The following is a 22,036-nucleotide window of genomic DNA, read 5'->3' as shown; positions in this document are numbered from 1 at the left end:
TCTTTTTGTTCTTTGTTTCATTTGCCTAGCTTAACACAAAATTTAGCGAAGCACGAGAAGCTGAGCTACGCCGTTTCTATAGACCCAAATTTTTGTAAAGCTTTTGGCTTGATTGTTTTTAAGCACACTTGAAAGCTGTTCTAGGCTTTTGATCTCATCTTGTTCTACGCCAATGATGATATCCCCTACTTCAAAGCCAGCATTATCAGCCTTTGAGCCTTCTTTTACACCTGTTACTAAGACACCATTGATATTTGCTGGGATTTTTGCTCTTGCGTTTGTATCTAAATTCTTTAATTCAAGCCCATCAATAAGCCCTTGTGAGCTAATGCTTTGTGTATCTGCCTTAAGCACAAAACTCACACTTTTGCTTACTCCATCTCTTTCATAAATGATTGTAATTTTTTGGTTTGGCTCAAGTGTGCCGATGTAGTTTTTAAGATCGCTTGCACTTGTTATATTTTTTTCATTCACCTTAAGGACTAAATCTCCTCTTTTAAGCCCAGCTGATTCAGCTGATGAACCTTTTTCAACACTAGTGATTAAAGCTCCACTTTGATTTGAATACGCTTTTTTTGTTTCGCCTTCTAAATTTGTTATCGTAACGCCTAAAAAGCCTCTTTCAATCTTTCCTTTTTCAACCAATCTTTTAGCTATATCTTTTGCCATATTTGAAGGTATAGCAAAGCCTATGCCGTTATTACCCCCACTTCTTGAAAGTATGGCTGAGTTGATACCAACTAAAGCTCCTCTACTATCTACTAAAGCTCCACCTGAATTTCCCGGATTTATCGAGGCGTCTGTTTGAATGAAATTTTCGTATTGATTTAAGCCTATATTGTTTTTATTTAAAGCTGAAACTATACCGCTTGTTACGCTTGAGCCTACACCAAATGGATTGCCAAGTGCAAAAACCATATCTCCTTCCATAAGCTTATCAGAATCCGCAAAACTCACAGCTGAAAGATTTTTTGCTTCTATCTTAATCACAGCCAAATCAGTTTTTTCATCAGCTCCTATAAGCTTAGCCTTATATTCAGTATCATCATCTGGCAAAGACACGCTAATGCTATCTACATCAGCAATAACATGGTTATTTGTAATGATATAACCATCACTTGAGATAATCACCCCAGAGCCAAGAGAGCTTATCACTTCTTTTTTAGAACCGCCTCTTTGTTGTTGAGGAAAATCAAAGCCAAAAAACTGCTTAAAATACGGATCGTTAAAAAAATCATCAAAACCAGCCATATTGCGCGTAACCGTCTTTGAAGTAGAGATATTTACCACACTTTTTTTCACATCTTTAATCGCATCATGATAAGAAAGCACCACACCTGCTTGAGTTGAAGGATCAGCTCTTTTTATATCTTGCGCGGCTTCTTTGAAATTTATATTTGCAGCTAAAACACAACTCGCACAAAGACTGAGTAAAAACATTTTCTTTTTCATTATTTAAGTCCTTTCAATTTAAGTTTGTAGCTAGTATAAAATTTAACTTTTACTCAATTGTAAATGAAACAAAATTAAGTAAAAAAATTTACAAAACTTGATTGACTTAGACTAAACTTTATGCTATAATCACACTAAAAATAAATAAGGATATAATAAATGAGTAATAGTTTATACGAAACATTAGGGATTGATAAAAACGCAAGCGCTGATGAGATAAAAAAAGCCTACAGACGCCTAGCGCGCAAGTATCATCCTGATATCAATAAAGAAAAAGGGGCTGAGGAAAAATTCAAAGAAATCAATGCAGCCTATGAAATTTTAAGCGATGAGCAAAAACGCAAGCAGTATGATATGTATGGGGATAATATGTTTGGCGGACAAAGCTTTAGTGATTTTTCAAGAAGTGCTGGAGCTGGCGGGGCTGATATAAATGATATCTTAAGAAATATCTTTGGTGGCGGATTTGGCGGTGCTGGAGGTTTTGGCAGTAGCGGTGGATTTGGGGGCTTTTCAGGCTCAAGAGGCTTTAACTCAAATGGCTTTTCTAGTTCTTTTGGTTTTGATGATGAGGCTGATCTTGATTTAGAAGCTAAGGTTTCAATCCCTTTTGATACAGCCATCTTAGGTGGAGAGCATAGCATAAACTTTAATGGCGAACGCATTAAGATCAAAGTCCCGCACGGCATTAAAAACGGCGATAAGCTTCGCATTAGTGGCAAAGGTAGAAGCCTTGGTGGAAAAAGAGGAAATTTGATTATCAAAGTGCAGGTTGAGCCAAGCAATGAGTATGAAAGAGAAGATGATGATTTATACAAAAAGCTTGATATATCGCTTAAAACTGCTCTTTTTGGAGGCAAGGTGGAAGTAAGTACTCCACGCAAAAGTGTAAGCGTAAAAATCCCACCAAATTCAAAAAACAACCAAAAAATTCGCCTCAAAGGCTATGGGGTGCAAAATAGAAAAAATGATATTTATGGGGATATGTATTTAAGCTTAAATGTGATTTTACCAAATACTGATACGCTTGATAAAGCTTTTGTTAAAGAGCTTGAAGCAAAGCTACCTTAAGGAGGATTTATGCAGCAAAATTACGAAGAACCACTCTTTCTCATCAGCGTTGTTGCAAAGGTTTTAAGCATACACCCTCAAACCTTAAGGCAATATGAAAAAGAAGGACTTGTCGAACCAAGTAGGACAGATGGTAAAATGCGTTTGTATTCTCAAAAAGATATTGATCGCATTAAGCTTATCTTACGTTTAACGCGTGATATGGGCGTGAATTTAGCCGGTGTTGATGTAATACTTAAGCTTAAAACACAAATTACTGAATTTGAATGCCTTGTCAATGAACTTCGCCTCGAGCTTGACAAAAGACAAGGCAAAAGCGGTAAAGCTGTAGTTAAACACAAAAGTAGTTTTGATCTCATCTTTTATGATGATAAGAAAAAGCTTTAAGGCGAGCTTTGGAAAATTATCTACAAGGCTTTCTCATCGCTATGGCAAGTGCTATAGTGCTTAATGTCATTTTAAAGCGCGTTGAGATTCCAAGCATTATCGGCTATATCATCACAGGTGTTATTGTCTCCTCACTTTATCAATTTCACGGCTCTGAGGAATTAAGCCATATCGCTGAGTTTGGTATAGTGTTTTTGATGTTTACTATAGGACTTGAGTTTTCCTTTAAACATCTTTTAGCGATGAAACAAGAAGTGTTTTTAAATGGCTCTTTACAAATGCTTACTTGCGGTTTTGCTTGTGCTTTAATTGTGTTTTTTCTTTTGGGTTTGAATGATAGAATTTCTATCATTGTAGGCTTTGCACTTGCTCTTTCTTCTACAGCTGTGGTGCTTAAAATTCTAAACGATAGTGGTGAGATCAACCAAAACTATGGTAGAAAAGCCCTTGGGATATTGCTTTTTCAAGATATAGCTGTGATCCCTTTGCTCTTAATGGTCGATATTTTTTCTACACCAAATAACGATATCACAAGCCTTGTTATCGCGACTTTAGCAAGCGCTGTGATCTTAATCATCTTGCTTCTTATCATCAGTAGGTATTTTTTAGACGGATTTTTTCGCTTTGTGATTAAGGCTTCTTCTCAAGAAATTTTCATCACGACGATTTTATTTATCGTTATAGGTGCAAGCTTTTTGGCACATAAATTTGGCTTTTCTTACTCTTTGGGTGCGTTTTTAGCAGGAGCTTTAATCGGTGAGACAAGATATAAACATAAAATTCAAGCTGATTTAATCCCTTTTAGAGACTTGCTTTTGGGGGTATTTTTTGTTTCTGTTGGTATGCAGATCAACTTTAAAATCGTATTTGAAAACTGGTCTTTAGTGCTTTTTTTAGTATGCTTGGTTTTAATAGTTAAATTTGGCGTCATTTACTTACTTTTAAGATTATATACAAAAAGAAGAGTGGCTTTAAAAACAGCTTTAAGTATCATGCAAATAGGCGAATTTGCTTTGGCGATCTTTTCCTTGCTTCAAGCTAGATCCTTGCTTGATGATGCAAGCGCTCAAATTCTTATCATCACCTCTATCATCACTATGGTTATCACGCCTTTTGTGCTTAAAAATATACAAAAAATTTCAAATGCAGTTGAGACAAACAAAGAAATTCCAAACGAATATCTGCCTTCAAATCAAAGCTTTACAAACCACTTTGTGATCTTTGGTTATGGGCGTTTGGGGCAAGAAGTCGTGCAAAGGATCAAACACACTGGAATTCCTTATCTTGTCTTAGAAAGTGATTTGAATTTAGTTGAGCTTGGCACAAGTAGGGGCGAAAATATCTTTTTTGCAGACGCAACACAAGAACAAACCTTACAAATTGCCAATATAGAAGAATGTGCCGTTGCTATCATCACCTTAAGCAATGAAGCTAAACTTGAAATACTTACTCAAGTGCTTTCAAACTACAAAAAACCTATCCAAACCATAGTGCAAGTCAGTGGCGATCTTGAAAAAATTCTTTTCTTAAATGCTAGAGAAAATTTTCATATCATCAAGGCTGAAAGAGCTGTAGCAAGAACACTTGTGCAAGAAGCACTTGAATGCAAGATCAATAGCAATATCACTTAAAGAGGCAAATTTGGAAGCACTTATCTTAATCTTTGCAATCTTATTTTTAAGCTGTGTGATCTTAAGCAAATTTAGTGATAGATACGGCATACCAGCCTTGCTTATCTTTATCTTTGTGGGTATGTTTGCTGGAAGTGATGGAGTGCTTGGCATACCTTTTGATAATGGCAAAATCGCTCAAGATATAGGTATGCTCTGTCTTATACTCATACTTTTTAGTGGTGGTTTTGACACAAGTTTTAAGCTTATTCGCCCCGTGCTTAAAGAAGGTATAGTTTTAGCTACTCTTGGGGTTGTTTTAACAGCAATTTTTATTGCTTTATTTTGTTATTATCTTTTTGATTTTTCATTTAATGATGCTTTGCTTTTAGGAGCCATTATCAGTTCAACTGACGCAGCTGCTGTTTTTGCTATCATGAGATCAAAGGGCTTAAAGCTTCAAAATCATATCGCTCCTTTACTTGAACTTGAAAGCGGAAGTAATGACCCTATGGCGATTTTTCTTACCATCACTATTATACAAATGATCACGCTTTCATCTTTACCAAGCGTGAGTGATTTTGCTTTGACTATGCTTACTCAATTTATCTTAGCTTTTATTTGTGCTTATGTATTTGGGGCTTTAATGCCGCTTATTTTAAATAAAATCAAATTTGGCTCTTGGGGCTTGTATCCTGTTTTTACTTTAGCGTGGATTATGCTTGCTTTTAGCGCAAGCAACAAAATAGGAGCAAATGGGTATTTGTGTGTGTATTTACTAGGTATTGTTGCAAATAGTAAGGAATTTATCTATAAAAAGGGACTTATTGGTTTTTTTGAAGGTGTAGCGTGGCTTGCTCAAGTGGTGATTTTCCTAACGCTTGGGCTTTTAGTTTTTCCAAGCCAGCTTCCAAGTGTTGCTTTTATAGGACTTGGAGTAGCTTTTGTAACTATGTTTTTTGCGCGTCCAATCGCTGTTTTTATCAGTCTCATTTTCTTTAAGAAATTTAACTTCAAAGAAAAGCTTTTCATCTCTTGGGTAGGACTTCGTGGCACCGTACCTATCATACTTGCAACCTATCCACTTGCTGCTGGTATTGAAAGCTCACATTTTATCTTTAATATAGTCTTTTTTATCGTGCTTTTATCTGTTTTAATTCAAGGTGTGAGCCTTAATCCTCTTGCAAAAGCCTTAAGACTGACAGCTGAGGAAGCTAAAACAGAAAGTTATAATCTGCCAATCGCTTTAAGCACCTTTAGACAATACACACTTAAAGAAAACTCAAGCGTTATCGGTAAAAACATAGCTGAGCTAAATTTAAGTGGAGAGTTCATTATACTTATCGTTAAAAGAGAAGGCGAATATATCAAAGCCAGTGGTTCCTTGATCTTTGAAGAAGGAGATTTGCTCCTTATTTTATGCAATGATAAAAATGTCTTTGAAGAAAATATCAAAAATTTTGAGCCAAACCTATGAAAATAAGTGAAAAATCCTTACGCACGCGCTATCTAAGAATACTTGAAAAATTTGCTAATGCAGCTATATCAGCACTTAAAAAAGAAAATTTTGATGAAATACTTTTTCAAGAAAGAATGCTTAAAAACTATAAACTTTTTGAAAAATGCGAAGTGATAAAACTTAATTCTAGCTATATCAAAGAACTTGAAAGCTTTGTAAATGCATGCTTGGATTTTAAAAACTCAAAAGTAGAGCTTTTAAATAAAGCAAACAACCTTGATAAGCTCAAAAAGAGTCAAACTTATAAAAAAGACAAGCATAAAAGTAAATTTAAGGAGTATGAATGATTAATGTTATTTTTGATATGGACGGCACCTTAATCAATAGTGCAAATGCCATAAGCTCAGCTGTCAATGAAATCAGAGCGGATTTAAAACTTGCTCCTCTTGAGCCTCGTTTTATCATGCAAACCATAAACACACCAGGTAAAGACTGGGCAAAAATCTTGTATGATATAGATAAATTTGAGCATTCAAGCTTTAAAGATGGCTTTGAGCGGTATTTTATCAAACATTATCAAAAAAGCGTGCTTTTATATGATGGAGTTGTAGAAGTACTTGAGTTTTTAAAAAGCAAAAACTGCTACCTAGCCATAGCTACAAATGCCCCGCAAAGCTCTTTAACACAAATTTTAAACAAGCATAATATCCTGCCCTTTTTTAGCAAGGTTTTAGGCGTATCCTTAGGTATAGAGCCAAAGCCACACCCTATGATGCTACAGCTTATCAGCGATGAAGCGCCTTTTGAAAAAAGTGTATTTGTAGGCGATAGTGATAAGGACAAACAAGCAGCACAAAATGCTAATATGCCTTATTTTCACGCTAAATGGGGCGAAGAAAAGTGCCAAAAAGATGAGTTTAAAAACGCTGATGAACTCATCGAACTTTTACACACTCAAATGGAAGCATAAATTTTCATATTTTGCTTTTAAATTTAGCATTTTACAAAGAAAAATAAGCTAAAATAAAGGCTTATTTTTCTTAAAGAGGAAACATGGATCAAAAACTACTCATAGAAGTTGGCACAGAAGAACTACCTGCCATACCTTTGCTTAAAGAACTTGATAATATCAGCAAAAAATGGCAAATCGTGCTTGAAAAATACGCTCTAGCAAGTGAATTTGAGTTTTTTTATACCCCAAGAAGATTAGTACTTTTTCACAAAAGCTTTAAAACCCAGCAAGAAAACAGCTTTGCTGAGTTTATAGGAGCACCAAAAGAGCTTGCTTACAAAGATGGTGTTTTAAGTGCAGCGGCAAAAAGCTTTATGCAAAAAACAGGTTTAAAAGAAAACGAGCTTGAATTTAAAGAGATTAAAGGCAAAGAAGTTTTATATCACAAAAAAGAAATTCAAGGTGTAAAAAGTAGCAAGCTCTTAGCACAAATGATAGAAGAATGGCTTAAAAGCCTTAATTTTGGCAAAACTATGCGTTGGGGTAATGGCGAGTATGAGTTTATCCGTGCGATTCGCTCCTTTGTGTGTATTTTAGGAGATGAATTAATCGAGTTTGAAAGCTATGGTGTAAAAAGTGCAAAAAAAAGCTTCGTGCATAGAAGTGTAAGCTATGAAGCCTTAGAATTTAAGACTATAGACGAGTATTTTAAGCTTTTAAAAGATAATTTTGTCATTCTTGATCAAGAGCAAAGAAAAGAAAAAATCCTTGCTGAATTTAAAGAACTTGAAGCAAAACACAAACTTAGCATTGCTGAAGATATAGAGCTTTTAGCAGAAGTTGTTGCCATCACTGAATACCCAAAAGCCCTTTTAGGTAGTTTTGAGCCTGAGTTTTTAGAAATTCCAAGTGAGGTTATCATCACTTCTATGCGTGAAAATCAACGTTATTTTAGCGTCTTTGATAAAAACAAGCTCAGCAATCATTTCATCGTTGTTGCAAATGCGGTATGCAAAGATTATAAGCAAATCATCATGGGTAATGAAAGAGTATTAAGAGCAAGGCTTAGCGATGCGATGTTTTTCTGGCAAAATGATATAAAAACAGGACTTCAGCCAAATAAGCTTTCAAATATCATGTATATGCAAGAGCTTGGCACCATGCTTGATAAGGTTGCTAGGGAAAAGAAAATCGCTTCATTTTTGTGTCAAAGTTATGATTTAAGTTCTAAAGAACAAGAGATATTAAAGGCACTAGATTATGCTAAATGTGATTTACTTACTCAAATGGTTTATGAATTTGGCGAGCTTCAAGGCGTGATGGGGTATTATTATGCTAAAAAGATGAACTTGAGTGAAGAAATAGCTGAGGCTATTAAAGAACAATACCTACCAAATGCTGAAAAAGATCCTTTACCAAGTAGTGAGTTTTCAAGCATAGTTGCACTTTCTTATAAGCTTGATACGCTTATGGGGCTTTTTAGCATAGGCAAAATCCCAAGTGGCACTAAGGATCCTTATGCTTTAAGGCGCGCTGCAAATGGGATTTTAAAGATTGTTTTTAAGCTTCAAAAAAGCTTAAAACTTAAAAATTTACTTGATAACTTAAGCCTAAATTATAAAAGCTTTGATACAAGAATTTTATATGATTTCATGCTTGAAAGACTTTATACTTTTTATCCGGTAAATGCTTCTTTTATAAAGGCGGTTTTAAGCTCACAAAATGATGATTTACTTCACATTGATGCAAGCATTAAAGCCTTAATAGAGCTTAGCAACAAAGAAAATTTTAATGAAAATTTTACAACCTTTAAAAGACTTGCTAATATAGCAAGCGAAAACTCAGCCAAAATTGATGAAAAGCTTTTTGAACACAAGGCCGAAAACACACTTTTTGAGGCTTTTAAGAAATGCGATTTAAATGCTAAGCCTAAGGTGGTGCTTGAAAGCTTATTTGCTTTAAAGCCTTATATTGATGATTTTTTTGATAAGGTGATGATTAATACTCAAGATAGCCAGATCAAAAACAATCGCCAAGCTTTGGTTTATAGTATTTACAAGGCTTTTTTAAATATAGCTGATATTAAGGAGTTGAGCGTATGAAAAAAATTATATTTATACTAGCATTTTTTACTTCTTTAAGTTTTGCTGATCAAAATTTAAGCATAAGTAAAGGACAAGCCGTTATTTTAGAATTTAGCAAAAAGGGCTTAGAAGAGATAAAAGCCAGCAAAGATGAGAAACAAGAGCCTAAAAAACAACGTTTTTTTGTTCATCCTACCGAGGATAACAAAGTCATCTTGATCTTTTCATCAGCTTATAAAAAGCCTATAAAAAAAGCTATGGTAACGGCATTTTATAGCAATAAAGAAAAATTTCGCTATGATATTTTAGGTGATGAGGGCTTTTATCCTCAAGAAATTCTTAAAGTCGCACAAAGTAAGATCAGCCCTCCTAAAGAAGCTTTAAAACGTATTAAAGCCGAGTTAAATGAAGCAAATGCAGTATATGCCAGCTTTACTGATGAAGCTTTGTTTGATGGCGAGTTTATCTTGCCTTTAAACTCAAGCATTACCAGTAAATTTGGCTCAGCAAGAGTGTTTAACAATACCCTTGCAAGCTATCATTCAGGAACTGACTTTAGAGCAAGTGTTGGCACACCAATAAAGGCTGTAAATGATGGTATAGTGCGTATCGCTAAGGATAGGTATTATGCTGGTGGATCCATAGTCATCGATCATGGCTATCAAATTTTTTCTCAATACTATCATCTTTCAGAGCTTAAAGTTAAGGTTGGACAAAAAGTTAAAAAAGGACAAATTATCGCTTTAAGTGGTGATAGCGGCAGAGTTACGGGTGCGCACTTGCATTTTGGTATTTTTGCTGGTGGCACCCAAGTTGATCCTATAGATTTTATCAATAAATTTAATGCTTTATTTACCCAGCAACACTCACACTGAGCAAGTTTGTAAATTTAAACCAAAGCCTTTTAAAGCGATAAAATCCTTATCGCAATTTTTACTTAAAAGCTTGATTTCTTCTATACCAAAAAAACGCAAAATTTGAGCTCCTATGCCGTAGTTTTTAAACTGCGAGCCTGTATTTTTTTGCATTTGCATAAAAACAAGCACACCGCCATTTTGACTTAAAAACTCGATTTGCTTTAAAAAATCACTAAATTCACTTGAAGTGAGAAGCTCAAAATCACTTCCACTTGTGTGAAATTTCACATTTTCACTCCTTCTTGGTGTGCCAAATACAAAAGCAATATGCGTGAGATTATTATGATCTTTAAAGCTGAGTTTTTTTGCCTTAAAGCCTGCTATTTCGCTTTGGCTTTCGCTTACAAGCTCGATTAAGCTTTCGTGCTTTAAGCGATATTCGATCAAATCACTCACTGCTATCATATTGAGTTTATGAATTTTGCAAAACTCTTCTAAATCCGCTCTTCTTGCCATATCGCCGTTTTCTTTAACGATCTCACAAATAACACAAGCTTCTTTAAGTCCAGCCAAATGACACAAATCAACCGTGCCTTCAGTATGTCCGGTGCGTTCAAGCACGCCACCTTTTTTAGCAATGAGTGGATTAATATGTCCTGGACGCACAAAATCATCAGCCTTAGCCTTTTCATCAGCAAAAAGTTTGATGGTTAAATTCCGTTCATACGCGCTCACACCAGTGCTTGCAGACTTAGCATCAACGGTTATAGTAAAGGCTGTTTCGTGATTTGAAGTATTTTTTGGCACCATTAAAGGTAAGTCAAAATGCTTAGCAATTTGCTCGCTTAATGCCACGCACACCACTCCCCTCGCCTCTTTTATCATAAAATTTACCTTTTCTTGAGTGCTAAACTCAGCAGCAAAGATCAAATCTCCTTCATTTTCTCTATCTTCTGCATCTACCATAACAAGCATTTTTCCAGCTTTTAAATCCTCAATCGCTTGCTCTACGCTTACAAAAGCCATATAATTTTTCTCCTTATTTAATTTCAAAACGAAATTATAACCTAAAATCTTGACAATTATATTAAAATTGACTATAATCACATTTTAAAAACCTTTGATGGGGTATAGCCAAGCGGTAAGGCAACAGGTTTTGGTCCTGTCATTCAGGGGTTCGAATCCCTTTACCCCATCCACTCTTTTTAAATCTCTCATTTTACTGACGCGAAGTAGAGCAGTGGTTAGCTCGTCGGGCTCATAACCCGAAGGTCGGGAGTTCAAATCTCCCCTTCGCAACCAAGTATATCCTTACCTTTTTTAAATGTTTTTATTTTAAAAATTTAAGCACATTGTATTCAAAATGTTTCCCATTTGAAATATAGTTTCACAAACAATTTTCAAAGGAGAAAAAATGCTTAAAAAAATTGCTTTGAGCTTAAGTTTGAGCCTCAGTTTGCTTGTAGCTAAGGAGTATGAAGCAAGTCTGGCTGGACATATAGTCATTAAGGCTGATGAAAAAATCAAGGCTCCAAAAGATGCACCTGAGTTTTTGCATACTGCTGGGAAATTTTTTAATGGGACAAGAGAAGAAAAGCTTCATAGCTTTGAAGCCCAGTATCTGCCTCAAGATAGGATAAAAAATTTCAAGCTTCCTTTTAAGGATCAAGCTGTGCAAGGTCATAGTGGATTCAAATATCTTGGCAATGATGAAATTTATATAATCACTGATAATGGGCTTGGAACTAAGGCAAATTCAGCTGATAATATGCTTTTTATTAACAAATATAAGCTTGATTTTAAAAATAGCTCTTTTCAACGTTTGCAAACTATATTTTTTAAAGATACAAACAAAAAATCCCCTTATAAAATCACACTTGAAGGCACAAAAGAGCGGTATTTAACTGGGGCTGATTTTGATCCTGAAAGCTTTCAAATCATTAAGGGTGAATTTTGGGTAGGCGAAGAATTTGGACCATTTTTGCTTCATTTTGATAAAAATGGAGTTTTAAAAGAAGTCTTTGAAACTTACGCGCAAGGTGCTAAGCTTCTTTCTCCTGATCACCCTAGCTTAGAGCTTAGCTCAAAACCTCAATCAAAGCAAGCTTCTTTTAATGTAAGACGTTCAAAAGGCTTTGAAGCAATGGCTAGCTCAAAAGATGGAAGTTTTCTTTATCCTATGCTTGAGGGTGCACTTTTTATAAACGAAGAATATGAAAACGAAAAGGGTAAGCAATTTACAAGGATACTTGAATTTGATGTGGCAAAAAAGAAATTTACAAATAAGAGCTATAAATACTTTTTTGAAGAAAATGACCATGCTATAGGCGATTTTAACATGATAGATGAACAATACGCCCTTGTCATAGAAAGAGATAATAGCTCTGGAGTGAAAGACAAGCTTTGCAAAACAAAGGATACAAGCAAGTGTTTTGAAAGTGCAGCTAAATTTAAAAGGATATATAAAATCAAGCTTGATGAAAAAAGTGGCATAGCTCAAAAAATAGCTTATATTGATCTCATGAAGATTAAAGATACTCATAAGCTTTCTAAAAAGCCCTTAGTTGATGGAAATTTTGTTTTTCCATTTTTTACTATAGAAGATGTGGATATTGTAGATACTAACCATATCATCGTGGCTAATGACAATAATTTTCCATTTTCTGATGCAAGAGAGCCAAACAAAAGCGATGATAATGAAATCATTTTGCTTGAGGTGAAAGATTTTTTAGAAGCAAGATAAAGTTTTAAGCAAGGATAAGGCATAAAACTTCTTTTTCATAGCTATGGCTTAAAAGAAGTGAACGTAAAATGCAAGCTTTCATTAAGCTAGGAGCAAGTAAGGCTTAGGTTTTAAGTCTTGCTTAAGAGCAATCTTTTGCTGTTTTTTTAATGAAAATGATAAGTTTATTGTCAAGATAATAGCTCCAACTCATACCAAAATCATTATACTTATACCAAGACATGAATTCATTTTCACAATATAAAGCTTGATTTCTTTCATCAATCCTTTTTTTCATGGATTGTTGCGTGCTTGGGGATTTTATATCATTTACTGGATCGAGTGTGTATTTGTATTCTAAAGTATCGTTGTTGCAATCAACTTCTATTAAAGTGCTTATCGGATCGATTCTAGTTGGCGGATTAAATATAGCTTTGATTTGTTTTACGGCTTCTTGCATTTCTTGACTTTTGCATCTATCTTCTGCATTTGCAAACAAAAGCATAAAAAATATAAGAAAAAGCTTTTTGTATTTCATTTTTTAATCCTTATTGTATTTTTTCTTTGCATTGTAACATTATTTTTCTAATTTTCATCACAAAATCTCTCTTTGCCCCTTAGCATTTGGCTGGCTTAAAAAGCCCTCATCGCTAAGCTGTTCTATGATATTTGCAGCTCTGTTATAGCCTATATTAAGTCGGCGTTGTAGGTAAGAAATGCTTGTTTTTCTATCTTCTAAAATCACAGCTTTAGCTTGCTCAAAAAGCTCATCTTTTGTCCCAACACTACTTTGGCCACTCATTGATACAGCTTGGCTTGAAGAATTATCTTTTAAGAAATTTTCATCATATTCTACAGCTTGTTGGGCTTTTAAAAAGTCTACTATTTTTTCTATCTCCATTTCGCTAGCATATGGAGCATGGATACGCGCTAAATTTGAAGTTCCAGGAGGAGTAAATAAACCATCGCCCCTACCAAGCAAGCTTTCAGCACCTTGAGTATCTAAAATCACCTTTGAATCAACCTTTTGCCCTACTTTATAGGCTAAACGGCTTGGTAAATTCGCCTTTATAAGCCCAGTTACCACATCAACACTTGGGCGTTGCGTAGCGACTATAAGATGAATTCCACTTGCTCTAGCCATTTGAGCAAGGCGAGCTATGTAAAACTCGACATCTTTTCCGGCTGTCATCATAAGATCGGCTAATTCATCGATGATGACTACTATAAAAGGCAGTTCTTCATTTGCTTCTAAGCCTTGTTTTTTAAGCTCTTTCATCTTGTCATTATAATTTTCTATATTTTTAGTCTTTGCTTCAGCCATGAGCTTATAACGTCGCTCCATCTCTGCAACCATGTTTGATAAAGCATTTACCGCCTTTTTAGGATCAGTGATAACTGGAGTGAGTAAATGCGGTATGTCATTATAAATGCTAAATTCAAGCATCTTTGGATCAATCATCATCAGCTTTAAAGTCTTAGGACTATTTCTATACAGCAAGCTTAAAAGCATGGAATTTATCCCCACGCTTTTACCGCTTCCTGTAGTGCCAGCGATGAGTAAGTGAGGGAGTTTTTTAAGATCAGTGATAAAAGCATTGCCTACTATATCCTTGCCTAAAGCTAGGGTTAAAGGGCTTTTTGCATTTTTAAAAATCTCACTTTCTAAAATTTCTCTTAGATAAATAGTTTGAATTTGTTCATTTGGCACTTCTATGCCAACTACATCTTTGCCTGGAATTGGTGCTTGTATGCGTATAGAGCTTGCTTTTAAAGCCATAGCTAAATCATCTTGTAAATTTAAAATTCGACTTACCTTTACATCTGCACTTGGACGAAATTCAAAAGTAGTTACCACAGGACCTGTATAGGTGCTTATCACATCGCCACCTATCTTAAAACGACGCAATTTCTCAAGCAAATCATAAATTTTCTTATCGATTTCTTGCTCGTTGATTTCAATTTTATTTTGGCTAGGATTGACTAAAAACTCAAGTGAGGGCAGTTTAAAGTCCTTTGGAGCTTCAAGTTTGCCTTTTTCTAGGCTGTCAAGCAAGGCGGTGTTTGACTTAAGCTCGGTTTGAATATATGCTTTTGTGTGTTGAATTTGTTTTTGAACTTGACTTTGAGCTGAATTTAAAGATTGCAAACTTTGACTTGCTAAAACTTCTTGAGAGTTTTCTTTTGGCTGATACTCTTCAACTATAGGGATAAACTCTTGCTCTTTTGGTTCTTTTGGCTTTTCTTTTACCTCAAGCTCGCTAACTTCAAAACTAAAAGGCTGATCTGACTCTTGCTCGGTTTTAGCGCTTTGAATTTGCTCTGTTAAATTTGGCTCTTGTGTTGATTCTTCTTGTTCTGGGCTAGTTATTTCTTCTTTGAGATTGATATTTTTTCTTTTATAACTTGGCTCATCAAAATTTGATTTGTAAGCTAAATTCATCTTAATCTCTTCTAATTTTTTAGGCTTTAAAAATCGCTCTGGCACAAAGGCTTCTTTTTTCATTTCAAGAGGATTTGAATCCTCAAATTCAAAACTTTGAGCGCTTGCTTTGGTAACAAAATTATGAATTTGCTTGTTTTGAGTAGAAAAAGCTGGCTCGTCTAAGGCTTCACTTAGGTTGCTTTCTTCTTGCTTGCTATCTTCTATCTGCTGTGATTCTTGTTCGTTTATATCTTTATCTTGCAAATCCCTTTGAATAAAAACTTCAGCTTCTAATCCTTGTAAATCCTCTTTTTCAAGCTGCGTTAACTCTGCTTCTTGCGTGTTAAAGTCTTTTTCTTTAAAAGTCTCATCTTGTGTAAATTCTTTCACAAGCTCTTCTTGAATGTTTTCTTTAGTCTGTTCTTTTTCTTTTTCATTTTTACCGCCAAAAAAACGATACAAGATATGTTTTAATTTTTCTTCATAAGAAGCAAAAACCGAAAAATCAATCCTTACACCAAATACCGCTTCTATAAAAGCTGGAAAAAGCAAAATCAAAGCAAGCAAAAGCATAAGCAAAGCAAGTATCCCGCTTAAAACTCGCCCAAAAAGAGCCCCGATGATAGTATAAAGCACTTCAGGGATATAACCAGCCTCTTTGCTTAAAATTCCAAACAACAAAACACAGCCAAAAAAAGCTAGAAAAAGTCCTATACTCTCACGTCTTAAAATATTATCAAACTCGTATTTTCTTTTATAAAAAATAAAATTTAAAGGAAGCAAAACAAAAGGATAAAATAAAGCAAAATCCCCAAACAAAAAGAGATTAAACTCTCCTAAAATTCGAGAAATAAAACCCAAAGAATCAGGCATAATGCTAACAAAAGCTAGATAAAAAAGAGCAAAACTTGAGATGATAAAAATGAGTTCTTTTTTGATTGTGTGTCCTTAAAGCTAAAAAATCATAGCCGTATTTTAGCATAAAATCAACTCACTTTGCTAGTATTTTTATCACTTTTTATGCCTTTTTCTGTGCTATAATCACGAGTAAAATTTCAAAAAAAGGATAAGTGTGAAAGACGAACTTTTTCGTAAAATAAGCACCAAGCAATTTGAATTTGATGAGAGCGTGGCTAGCGTTTTTGATGATATGATACAACGATCCGTGCCTTTTTACAAACAAAATGTAAGGCTCATCACACAGCTCATCGCTCATCTTGCGCCTAAAAAAGCTCGAATTTGTGATTTGGGTTGCTCAACAGCTTCTTTACTTTTTGAACTCTTTTCCTTGCAAAAAGACTTTGTTTTATGCGGAGTAGATGAGGCTGAAGCTATGCTTTCAATCGCTCGCAAAAAGGCTAAAGCTTTTAAGGCTGAAATTTCGTTTTTACAAGGCAATCTTAACGAGCTTGAGTTTAAGCAACACGATATTTTTATCGCAAATTACACCTTGCAATTTATACGCCCTTTGCAAAGGCAAGCTTTGGTTGATAAAATTTATCACAGCTTAAATCCTAAGGGCTTTTTTATCTTAAGTGAAAAGATTGTGTATGAAGATGCTGTTTTAGCTAAGCAAATGATAGATATTTACGCTGAATACAAGCAAGAACAAGGCTATTCGCATTTTGAGATCGCCAAAAAAAGAGAAGCTTTAGAAAATGTGCTTGTGCCTTATAGTGAAAAAGAAAATATCACTATGCTTGAAAATTCAGGATTTAAAAAAATAGAAAGCTTTTTTAAATGGGGAAATTTTGAAAGCTTTATCGCTTTTAAGGATTAAGACTTCATTATTATGAAGTCTTAAAAAAGGTTTAGAATTTCTTCTTTTGCACATCGCTAAGTATATCTTTGGCGATACTATTAACCGTATCAGAAATCACAGAACTATCATTAGCAATCTTCACATTATCTTGAGTTACACTTTCTATATGAGCTACACTTTCATTGATTTGAGTAATACCTGCAGTTTGTTCTTTGATAGATTCAGCCATATCATTGATGGATTGCACAAGTAAGTTAGTATTTGCTTCTATCTCACTTAAAGACTTTTGTGTTCGCTCAGCTAACTTTCTTACTTCATCAGCCACAACAGCAAAACCTCTTCCGTGTTCTCCAGCCCTTGCTGCTTCTATAGCTGCATTTAAGGCTAAAAGATTGATTTGATCAGCTATATCTCCTATGATACCTGTGACATTTTTAATCTCTTCACTTTGAGTGATGACATCACTTGTTTTTGTCGAGACATTTTGCATAGAAGAAGTGATTTGTTCTAAAGCTGCTGCTGTTTCTTCTAAAGAATGAGCTTGTGAGTTTGAACTTTGAGTGAGAGCATTTACAGCTTCTTGGAGTTTGCCACTTTCTTCACTTAAAGAGTTAGCAAAGTCAGATGAGGTTTTAAGCATTTTTACGATTTCATCGCCTAGAGTGTTTGTGGTGATTTCTACATTACCACTTGCATTAGGGATTTTATTTCTAAAGTCTAGATTTTTATACTGCTCAAAAATCTCATGAATGGTATTCATATTTGAACCTACTCTGTGTTGTAAGACATCAAGTAAGCGATTTAATACATTTTTAAGCTCTATGAGCTGAGGATTACCCGGATTTGCTGTGATTCTTGCTGTTAAATCGCCACCTTCTATCACTTGCACGGTTTGCACTGATTGTTGGACGGCAAGTTTGTCTTGCTCAAGAGTTCTTTGAGTTTTGGTTATATTTTCATTGATTGCCATTCCCATTTGCCCAAGCTCATCTTGAGCGTGAATTTTAACAGTATGAACTTTAACATTTTCGTGGTTGATGTAGCGGAAGAAATTCAGCAAAGTATTAAGCACTACGCCTATTCTTGAAGCGATAATTTTACGCACAAGGATATAAAGAATAACCCCAATAACCACCAAAACAGCAATACCAATCAAAGCAATATCAATTTGCAAGCTTCTTACATTTGCTAGCACCGCACTTTTAGGAGCTGTTGTTACCATATACCAAGTGCCGATATTTCGTATGTTAAAACCTTTGATTGAAAGCATAGATTCAATATTTTCTCCTGTAAGATAATCGTCCACAAAAGCAATATTATCATTGCCATGGATAAGATCAAGTATTTTTTGAGCACTTTTAGTATTTGGGTTAAAATCTTTGATATTTTGTCCTATAGCACTTGTATTTGTATGTGCTGCTATGACGCCTTCTTCATTGATGATAAAACGCAAATCGCCTTCATACATTTGAAATCTTGGATCTGAAATATTATCTGCTAAAGATTTAAGATCGACAATGAAACCGATCACACCTATAATTTCATCATTTTTTGCTCCAAAGATAGGATAGACTATATTTACTCCATAGAATTTCTTTCCATCCAACTCCATCATTCTAGGATTACCTAAAACTGGAACTTTATCTGCTAAAACTTTTGGAACAGATCGTCCTGTAAGCACAACATCATCAGTATCAACAACCTTTACCCCACCTCTTGAAGTTGGGTTTTCATCACGATAAAACATCATAAATTTATTATTTTTGCTGATGAAAGCTGAGTCTTGATCTTTAAATTCAGCACTTGGATTAAGTAAATGCAAATACGCAAATTCGATATAATTGCTTGCATCAACAGCTGAAATAATGCTAAATTCAACCTCATCTACACTCATCGTTTGTGAAATAAGTCCTGATCTGATGTTTTGACTTGAAGACTCAAGTAAGGTTGTAAGCTCTTGAAAGATACCTTCAGCAAAATTTGCGTAGCGATTTACTGAAGCAGTGAGTATTTTTTGCACATCTTCATCTGTAGTTGCTGTTACCCTAGAAGAAATGGTAAAAAGCATAATAAAAATACCCAAAGCGACAAGAACAAGCACCGAAGATATGAGCTTTGTTCCTATATTTAGATTGTTGAAAGACTTCATCTTTTTCCTTTTTTGCGTAGTGAGTTTGTTAAATCGAAAACGACGAAAATTATCATATAATCGCACATTTTCAAAAAATTGCAAGATTATATCACGAAAATATTTAAAGTTTGTTTTAAAAAATAAATTTTCAATAAAAACTTTTTCTTGTTTTACAAAAACTCTCTTAGCTGTAACAAATCAAATATCACGCACCACAAAGCACCAATTATCCAAACACTCCGCTTAAATAAGCTCTCGTTTTTTCCTCTTTTGGAAATTCAAAGAATTCTTTACTTTCATTGAATTCAACAAGTTCGCCTAAGTGAAAAAACGCTGTATAATCAGCTACTCTTTTGCCTTGCTGCATATTGTGCGTAACCATTATCATACTTAAATTATGACTTAGTTCTTTTAAAAGCTCTTCTATGACAGCTGATGAGATAGGATCAAGGGCTGAAGTTGGTTCATCTAAAAGCAAAAGTTTTGGATTTATCGCTAGAGCTCTAGCTATGCAAAGTCTTTGTTGCTGTCCGCCTGAAAGAGCTAAGGCGTTGCTTTTAAGCTTGTCTTTTACTTCTTTAAAAAGCCCTACTTTTTCAAGTTTATCAACGACTAGAGCTTCTTCATCACTTTTGTGCTTTATTAAGCCGTGAAGTCTTGGAGCATAAGCTATGTTTTCATAAATGCTTTTCACAAAGACATTGGGCTGTTGAAACACCATACCTACGCTTTTTCTTAGCTCAACCACATCAAGCCCTCTTACATCTTTACCCTCAAGCTCGACAAGCCCTTCTATCTTTGCGATCTTGTCATTCATGCGGTTAAAACAACGCAAAAAGGTTGATTTTCCACAACCTGAAGCACCGATTAATGCGGTGATTTTGTTTTTATTGATTTGCATATTGATATCAAATAACGCTTGTTTTTTTCCGTAAAAAAGATTTAAATTTATAACTTGTGCTAGCATGTTTGTTTTCCTTGAAAGTATTTTCTAAGTAGTATGGCTACTAAATTTAATATCACTAAAAGCCCTAAAAGCACCAAAATTCCAGCCGCAGCTCGCTCTAAAAAAGCCCTTTCTGGCATAGAAGCCCAGTTATAAATCAAAGCTGGAAGCACGGTTGTAGGCTGATTGAGTGAGCTTGCTACATCTGGGATAAAAGCTATCATACCTATAAGCATTAAAGGTGCAGTTTCGCCTATGGCTTGGGCTAAGGCTAGGATAGAGCCTGTCAAGATCATAGGCATAGCTAAAGGCAAAACTATGCCTTTAACCATCTGCCATTTTGTAAAGCCAAGAGCTAAAGCTGCATTTTTCATACTCACATCAACGCTTTTTAAAGCTGCTTTTGTCGCAACGATGATGATAGGAAGACTCATAATAGCTAAAGTTAGCCCACCAACAAGAGCTGAGGAGCGAGGTACACCAAAAAAGTTGATAAATAAAGCAAGCCCTAAAAGCCCAAAGATGATACTAGGAATGCCCGCAAGATTGTTTATACACACTTCTATGATATGAGTAAGCAAGTTTTGTGGAGCAAATTCCTCAAGATAAATCGCAGCTGCTACGCCTATAGGCACAGCTACAACCATACACACAAACATACAAAGCAAGGTGCCTACTACTGAAGCTAGTATGCCTGATTGCTCAGGAGCTATTTTTGAATCCCCGCTTAAAAAGAAATTTGAGTTAAATTTAGCCTCAAGTAAATGATTTTGTATAAGCGTATCCACAAGGGCTTTTTGTGTGTCATCAAGCTTGTTGAATTTCTGCTTAGCGTATTGATCAACTTCTGCATTTGCTAAGAGCCAAATTTGATCTTGTGGTAAGCCGTTTTGGCGAATTTGTCTTCTTTCATTTCTTGAGAGTAACGCTATCACGCTTGAGTTTGACTCAGCACTGATTAAAATATAATTTTGCTTTAAAGCAGGCAAACCAAGATATACAAGCGTGCTTATAAAGATACACAAAAAAAACATATTAATATACAAGCCAGCTTTACAAAAAAACTTAAAATGTTTTGAAGCTTTTTTGCGTCGTTTTATGAGAGTTTTCATAGGCTTTTTCCTTTATGGAATTTATTGATAAGATAAACACTAAACATATTGATGATTAAAGTGATGATAAAAAGCGCAAGTCCTAAAGAAAAAGCGCTTAAGGTTAAAGAGCTATCAAAAGCTTGATCGCCTTGTAAGGCTTGGACTATATGCACGGTTATCGTTGTCATATCTTCTAAGAAATTTAAGCTCATATTTGGACGCAAAGACGCTGCCATAACCACGATCATAGTTTCTCCTAAAGCCCTTGAAAGCCCAAGCAAACAAGCAGCGATAATGCCAGGCATAGCTTCTGGTAAGATCACAGCAAATACCACCTCTTTTTTTGTCATACCCAAAGCATACGCTCCTTGAATTCGCTTAACATTTACAGCCTCAATGCAATCTTGTGATAAAGAAGCCACTATAGGCACGATCATAATCCCCATCATAAAACCAGCTCCTAAAGCACTTTCATAACTTGCATTCATACCAAAAGCGTGAAACACCCAGACTATTGAAGGGGCGATGATAATCACAGCAAAAAAACCAAAAACAACGGTTGGAATTCCAGCGATAAGCTCAAGCACTGGCTTAAGATAGTTTTTTGATCTTTTACCTGCAAAAACTCCAAGATACACAGCACACATAATACCCAAAGGCAAAGCCGTAATCATAGCAATAACAGAGATATAAAAAGTCCCCCAAAACAAACTCGCCGCACCAAAAACCCCATGCCCTGTGCTACCATCAGCCAAGGTAAAAGCCGCATCAGCTGCCCACTGCGAAGAAAAAAGAAAGGTAAAAACGCTTTCTTTGCTAAAAAACTTCAAAGCCTCGATCAAAATAGTAAGCATAATCGCAAAGCTAATCACCACACTTACAAAAGCGCATAAAAAAAGTATGCTTTTAATCACTCTTTCTTTCATAATCTTCTTTTCAAATTTAAAATCCTCGCTTTAAAAAAGCTGTGAAAGTATAAAAGGACTTGGAAACTTTTTGGAAACTTATAAACTTTTTATTTAAGTGAATTTTTATACTATTTTATATAAAATTGAAACTTCATTTTAAAATCATAAAAAAGGAG

The 22,036-nt window shown here is 35.0% G+C and carries 17 protein-coding genes, 2 tRNA genes and 1 pseudogene; 12 read left to right on the top strand and 8 right to left on the bottom strand.

Features of this window, described 5'->3' with window-relative positions:
* Positions 1–42: 42 nt before the first annotated feature.
* The gene (locus DMB95_RS05495) at positions 43–1,452 is read right to left on the bottom strand and encodes a DegQ family serine endoprotease (RefSeq protein ID WP_142931237.1); all 1,410 of its coding nucleotides are present in this window, start codon (positions 1,450–1,452) and stop codon (positions 43–45) included.
* Positions 1,453–1,611: 159 nt separating this feature from the next.
* Between DMB95_RS05495 and DMB95_RS05490 the strand changes: the two genes are divergently transcribed.
* The 8 genes from DMB95_RS05490 (at position 1,612) to DMB95_RS05455 (ending at position 9,890) form a co-directional block, all read left to right on the top strand.
* Positions 1,612–2,523, top strand: coding sequence for a DnaJ C-terminal domain-containing protein (locus DMB95_RS05490; protein ID WP_137633214.1), 912 nt, complete (start codon positions 1,612–1,614; stop codon positions 2,521–2,523).
* Positions 2,524–2,532: 9 nt separating this feature from the next.
* Positions 2,533–2,910, top strand: coding sequence for a heat shock protein transcriptional repressor HspR (locus tag DMB95_RS05485; protein ID WP_142931236.1), 378 nt, complete (start codon positions 2,533–2,535; stop codon positions 2,908–2,910).
* Positions 2,911–2,918: 8 nt separating this feature from the next.
* Positions 2,919–4,541: a cation:proton antiporter domain-containing protein gene (locus tag DMB95_RS05480; RefSeq protein ID WP_142931235.1), complete on the top strand. Its 1,623-nt coding sequence runs from the start codon at positions 2,919–2,921 to the stop codon at positions 4,539–4,541.
* 10 nt (positions 4,542–4,551) lie between these two features.
* Positions 4,552–5,997 (top strand): potassium/proton antiporter, encoded by a 1,446-nt coding sequence (locus tag DMB95_RS05475; protein ID WP_142931234.1) that lies wholly within the window; start codon positions 4,552–4,554, stop codon positions 5,995–5,997.
* Positions 5,994–6,326, top strand: a complete 333-nt coding sequence (locus tag DMB95_RS05470) for a hypothetical protein (protein ID WP_142931233.1) — start codon at positions 5,994–5,996, stop codon at positions 6,324–6,326. Before DMB95_RS05475 ends, DMB95_RS05470 begins: the two co-directional genes overlap by 4 nt.
* Positions 6,323–6,949, top strand: coding sequence for an HAD family hydrolase (locus tag DMB95_RS05465; RefSeq protein WP_142931232.1), 627 nt, complete (start codon positions 6,323–6,325; stop codon positions 6,947–6,949). The genes DMB95_RS05470 and DMB95_RS05465 overlap by 4 nt, the downstream gene beginning before the upstream one ends.
* Before the next feature lie 83 nt (positions 6,950–7,032).
* Positions 7,033–9,033 (top strand): glycine--tRNA ligase subunit beta, encoded by a 2,001-nt coding sequence (glyS, locus tag DMB95_RS05460; RefSeq protein WP_142931231.1) that lies wholly within the window; start codon positions 7,033–7,035, stop codon positions 9,031–9,033.
* Complete coding sequence (locus DMB95_RS05455) at positions 9,030–9,890, top strand: M23 family metallopeptidase (protein WP_142931230.1); 861 nt, start codon at positions 9,030–9,032, stop codon at positions 9,888–9,890. Before glyS ends, DMB95_RS05455 begins: the two co-directional genes overlap by 4 nt.
* Here DMB95_RS05455 and DMB95_RS05450 read toward each other — a convergent pair.
* The gene (locus DMB95_RS05450) at positions 9,882–10,898 is read right to left on the bottom strand and encodes a bifunctional 3,4-dihydroxy-2-butanone 4-phosphate synthase/GTP cyclohydrolase II (protein WP_142931229.1); all 1,017 of its coding nucleotides are present in this window, start codon (positions 10,896–10,898) and stop codon (positions 9,882–9,884) included. The two genes, DMB95_RS05455 and DMB95_RS05450, sit on opposite strands and share 9 nt — an antisense overlap.
* A gap of 98 nt (positions 10,899–10,996) precedes the next feature.
* Here DMB95_RS05450 and DMB95_RS05445 point away from each other — a divergent pair.
* The 3 genes from DMB95_RS05445 to DMB95_RS05435 all read left to right on the top strand — a co-directional run bounded on the left by DMB95_RS05445 (position 10,997) and on the right by DMB95_RS05435 (position 12,615).
* A tRNA-Gln gene (locus DMB95_RS05445) sits at positions 10,997–11,071 on the top strand.
* 27 nt (positions 11,072–11,098) lie between these two features.
* Positions 11,099–11,174: transfer RNA gene (locus DMB95_RS05440), tRNA-Met, on the top strand.
* Between the two features lie 112 nt (positions 11,175–11,286).
* Positions 11,287–12,615, top strand: coding sequence for an esterase-like activity of phytase family protein (locus tag DMB95_RS05435; RefSeq protein WP_142931228.1), 1,329 nt, complete (start codon positions 11,287–11,289; stop codon positions 12,613–12,615).
* Positions 12,616–12,736: 121 nt separating this feature from the next.
* Here the strand turns inward: DMB95_RS05435 and DMB95_RS05430 are convergent, their stop codons facing one another.
* Complete coding sequence (locus DMB95_RS05430; RefSeq protein ID WP_142931227.1) at positions 12,737–13,132, bottom strand: hypothetical protein; 396 nt, start codon at positions 13,130–13,132, stop codon at positions 12,737–12,739.
* A 57-nt stretch (positions 13,133–13,189) separates the two neighbouring features.
* Positions 13,190–14,662, bottom strand: a pseudogene (locus DMB95_RS09890) (DNA translocase FtsK); the annotation flags it as partial.
* A gap of 1,429 nt (positions 14,663–16,091) precedes the next feature.
* Between DMB95_RS09890 and cmoA the strand changes: the two are divergent.
* Complete coding sequence (cmoA, locus tag DMB95_RS05420) at positions 16,092–16,799, top strand: carboxy-S-adenosyl-L-methionine synthase CmoA (RefSeq protein ID WP_142931225.1); 708 nt, start codon at positions 16,092–16,094, stop codon at positions 16,797–16,799.
* Positions 16,800–16,830: 31 nt separating this feature from the next.
* Here the strand turns inward: cmoA and DMB95_RS09815 are convergent, their stop codons facing one another.
* From DMB95_RS09815 to pstC, 4 genes are all read right to left on the bottom strand, one after another.
* Entirely contained in the window at positions 16,831–18,930 is a 2,100-nt protein-coding gene (locus DMB95_RS09815) for a methyl-accepting chemotaxis protein (RefSeq protein ID WP_142931224.1), read from the bottom strand.
* 208 nt (positions 18,931–19,138) lie between these two features.
* Positions 19,139–19,879 carry a phosphate ABC transporter ATP-binding protein PstB gene (gene pstB / locus DMB95_RS05410; protein ID WP_142931223.1) on the bottom strand — a complete coding sequence of 247 codons (741 nt, stop codon included), beginning with the start codon at positions 19,877–19,879 and terminating at the stop codon, positions 19,139–19,141.
* Positions 19,873–20,970, bottom strand: a complete 1,098-nt coding sequence (gene pstA, locus DMB95_RS05405; RefSeq protein WP_142931222.1) for a phosphate ABC transporter permease PstA — start codon at positions 20,968–20,970, stop codon at positions 19,873–19,875. Before pstA ends, pstB begins: the two co-directional genes overlap by 7 nt.
* Positions 20,967–21,881 (bottom strand): phosphate ABC transporter permease subunit PstC, encoded by a 915-nt coding sequence (gene pstC / locus DMB95_RS05400; protein ID WP_137633199.1) that lies wholly within the window; start codon positions 21,879–21,881, stop codon positions 20,967–20,969. The genes pstA and pstC overlap by 4 nt, the downstream gene beginning before the upstream one ends.
* Positions 21,882–22,036: the final 155 nt, after the last annotated feature.

Origin of the sequence: Campylobacter sp. MIT 12-8780 (assembly GCF_006864535.1) — a bacterium.
Classification (GTDB): domain Bacteria; phylum Campylobacterota; class Campylobacteria; order Campylobacterales; family Campylobacteraceae; genus Campylobacter_D.
The sequence above is the reverse complement of the archived record's forward strand: the minus strand, read 5'-3'. Positions and strand labels throughout refer to the sequence as shown.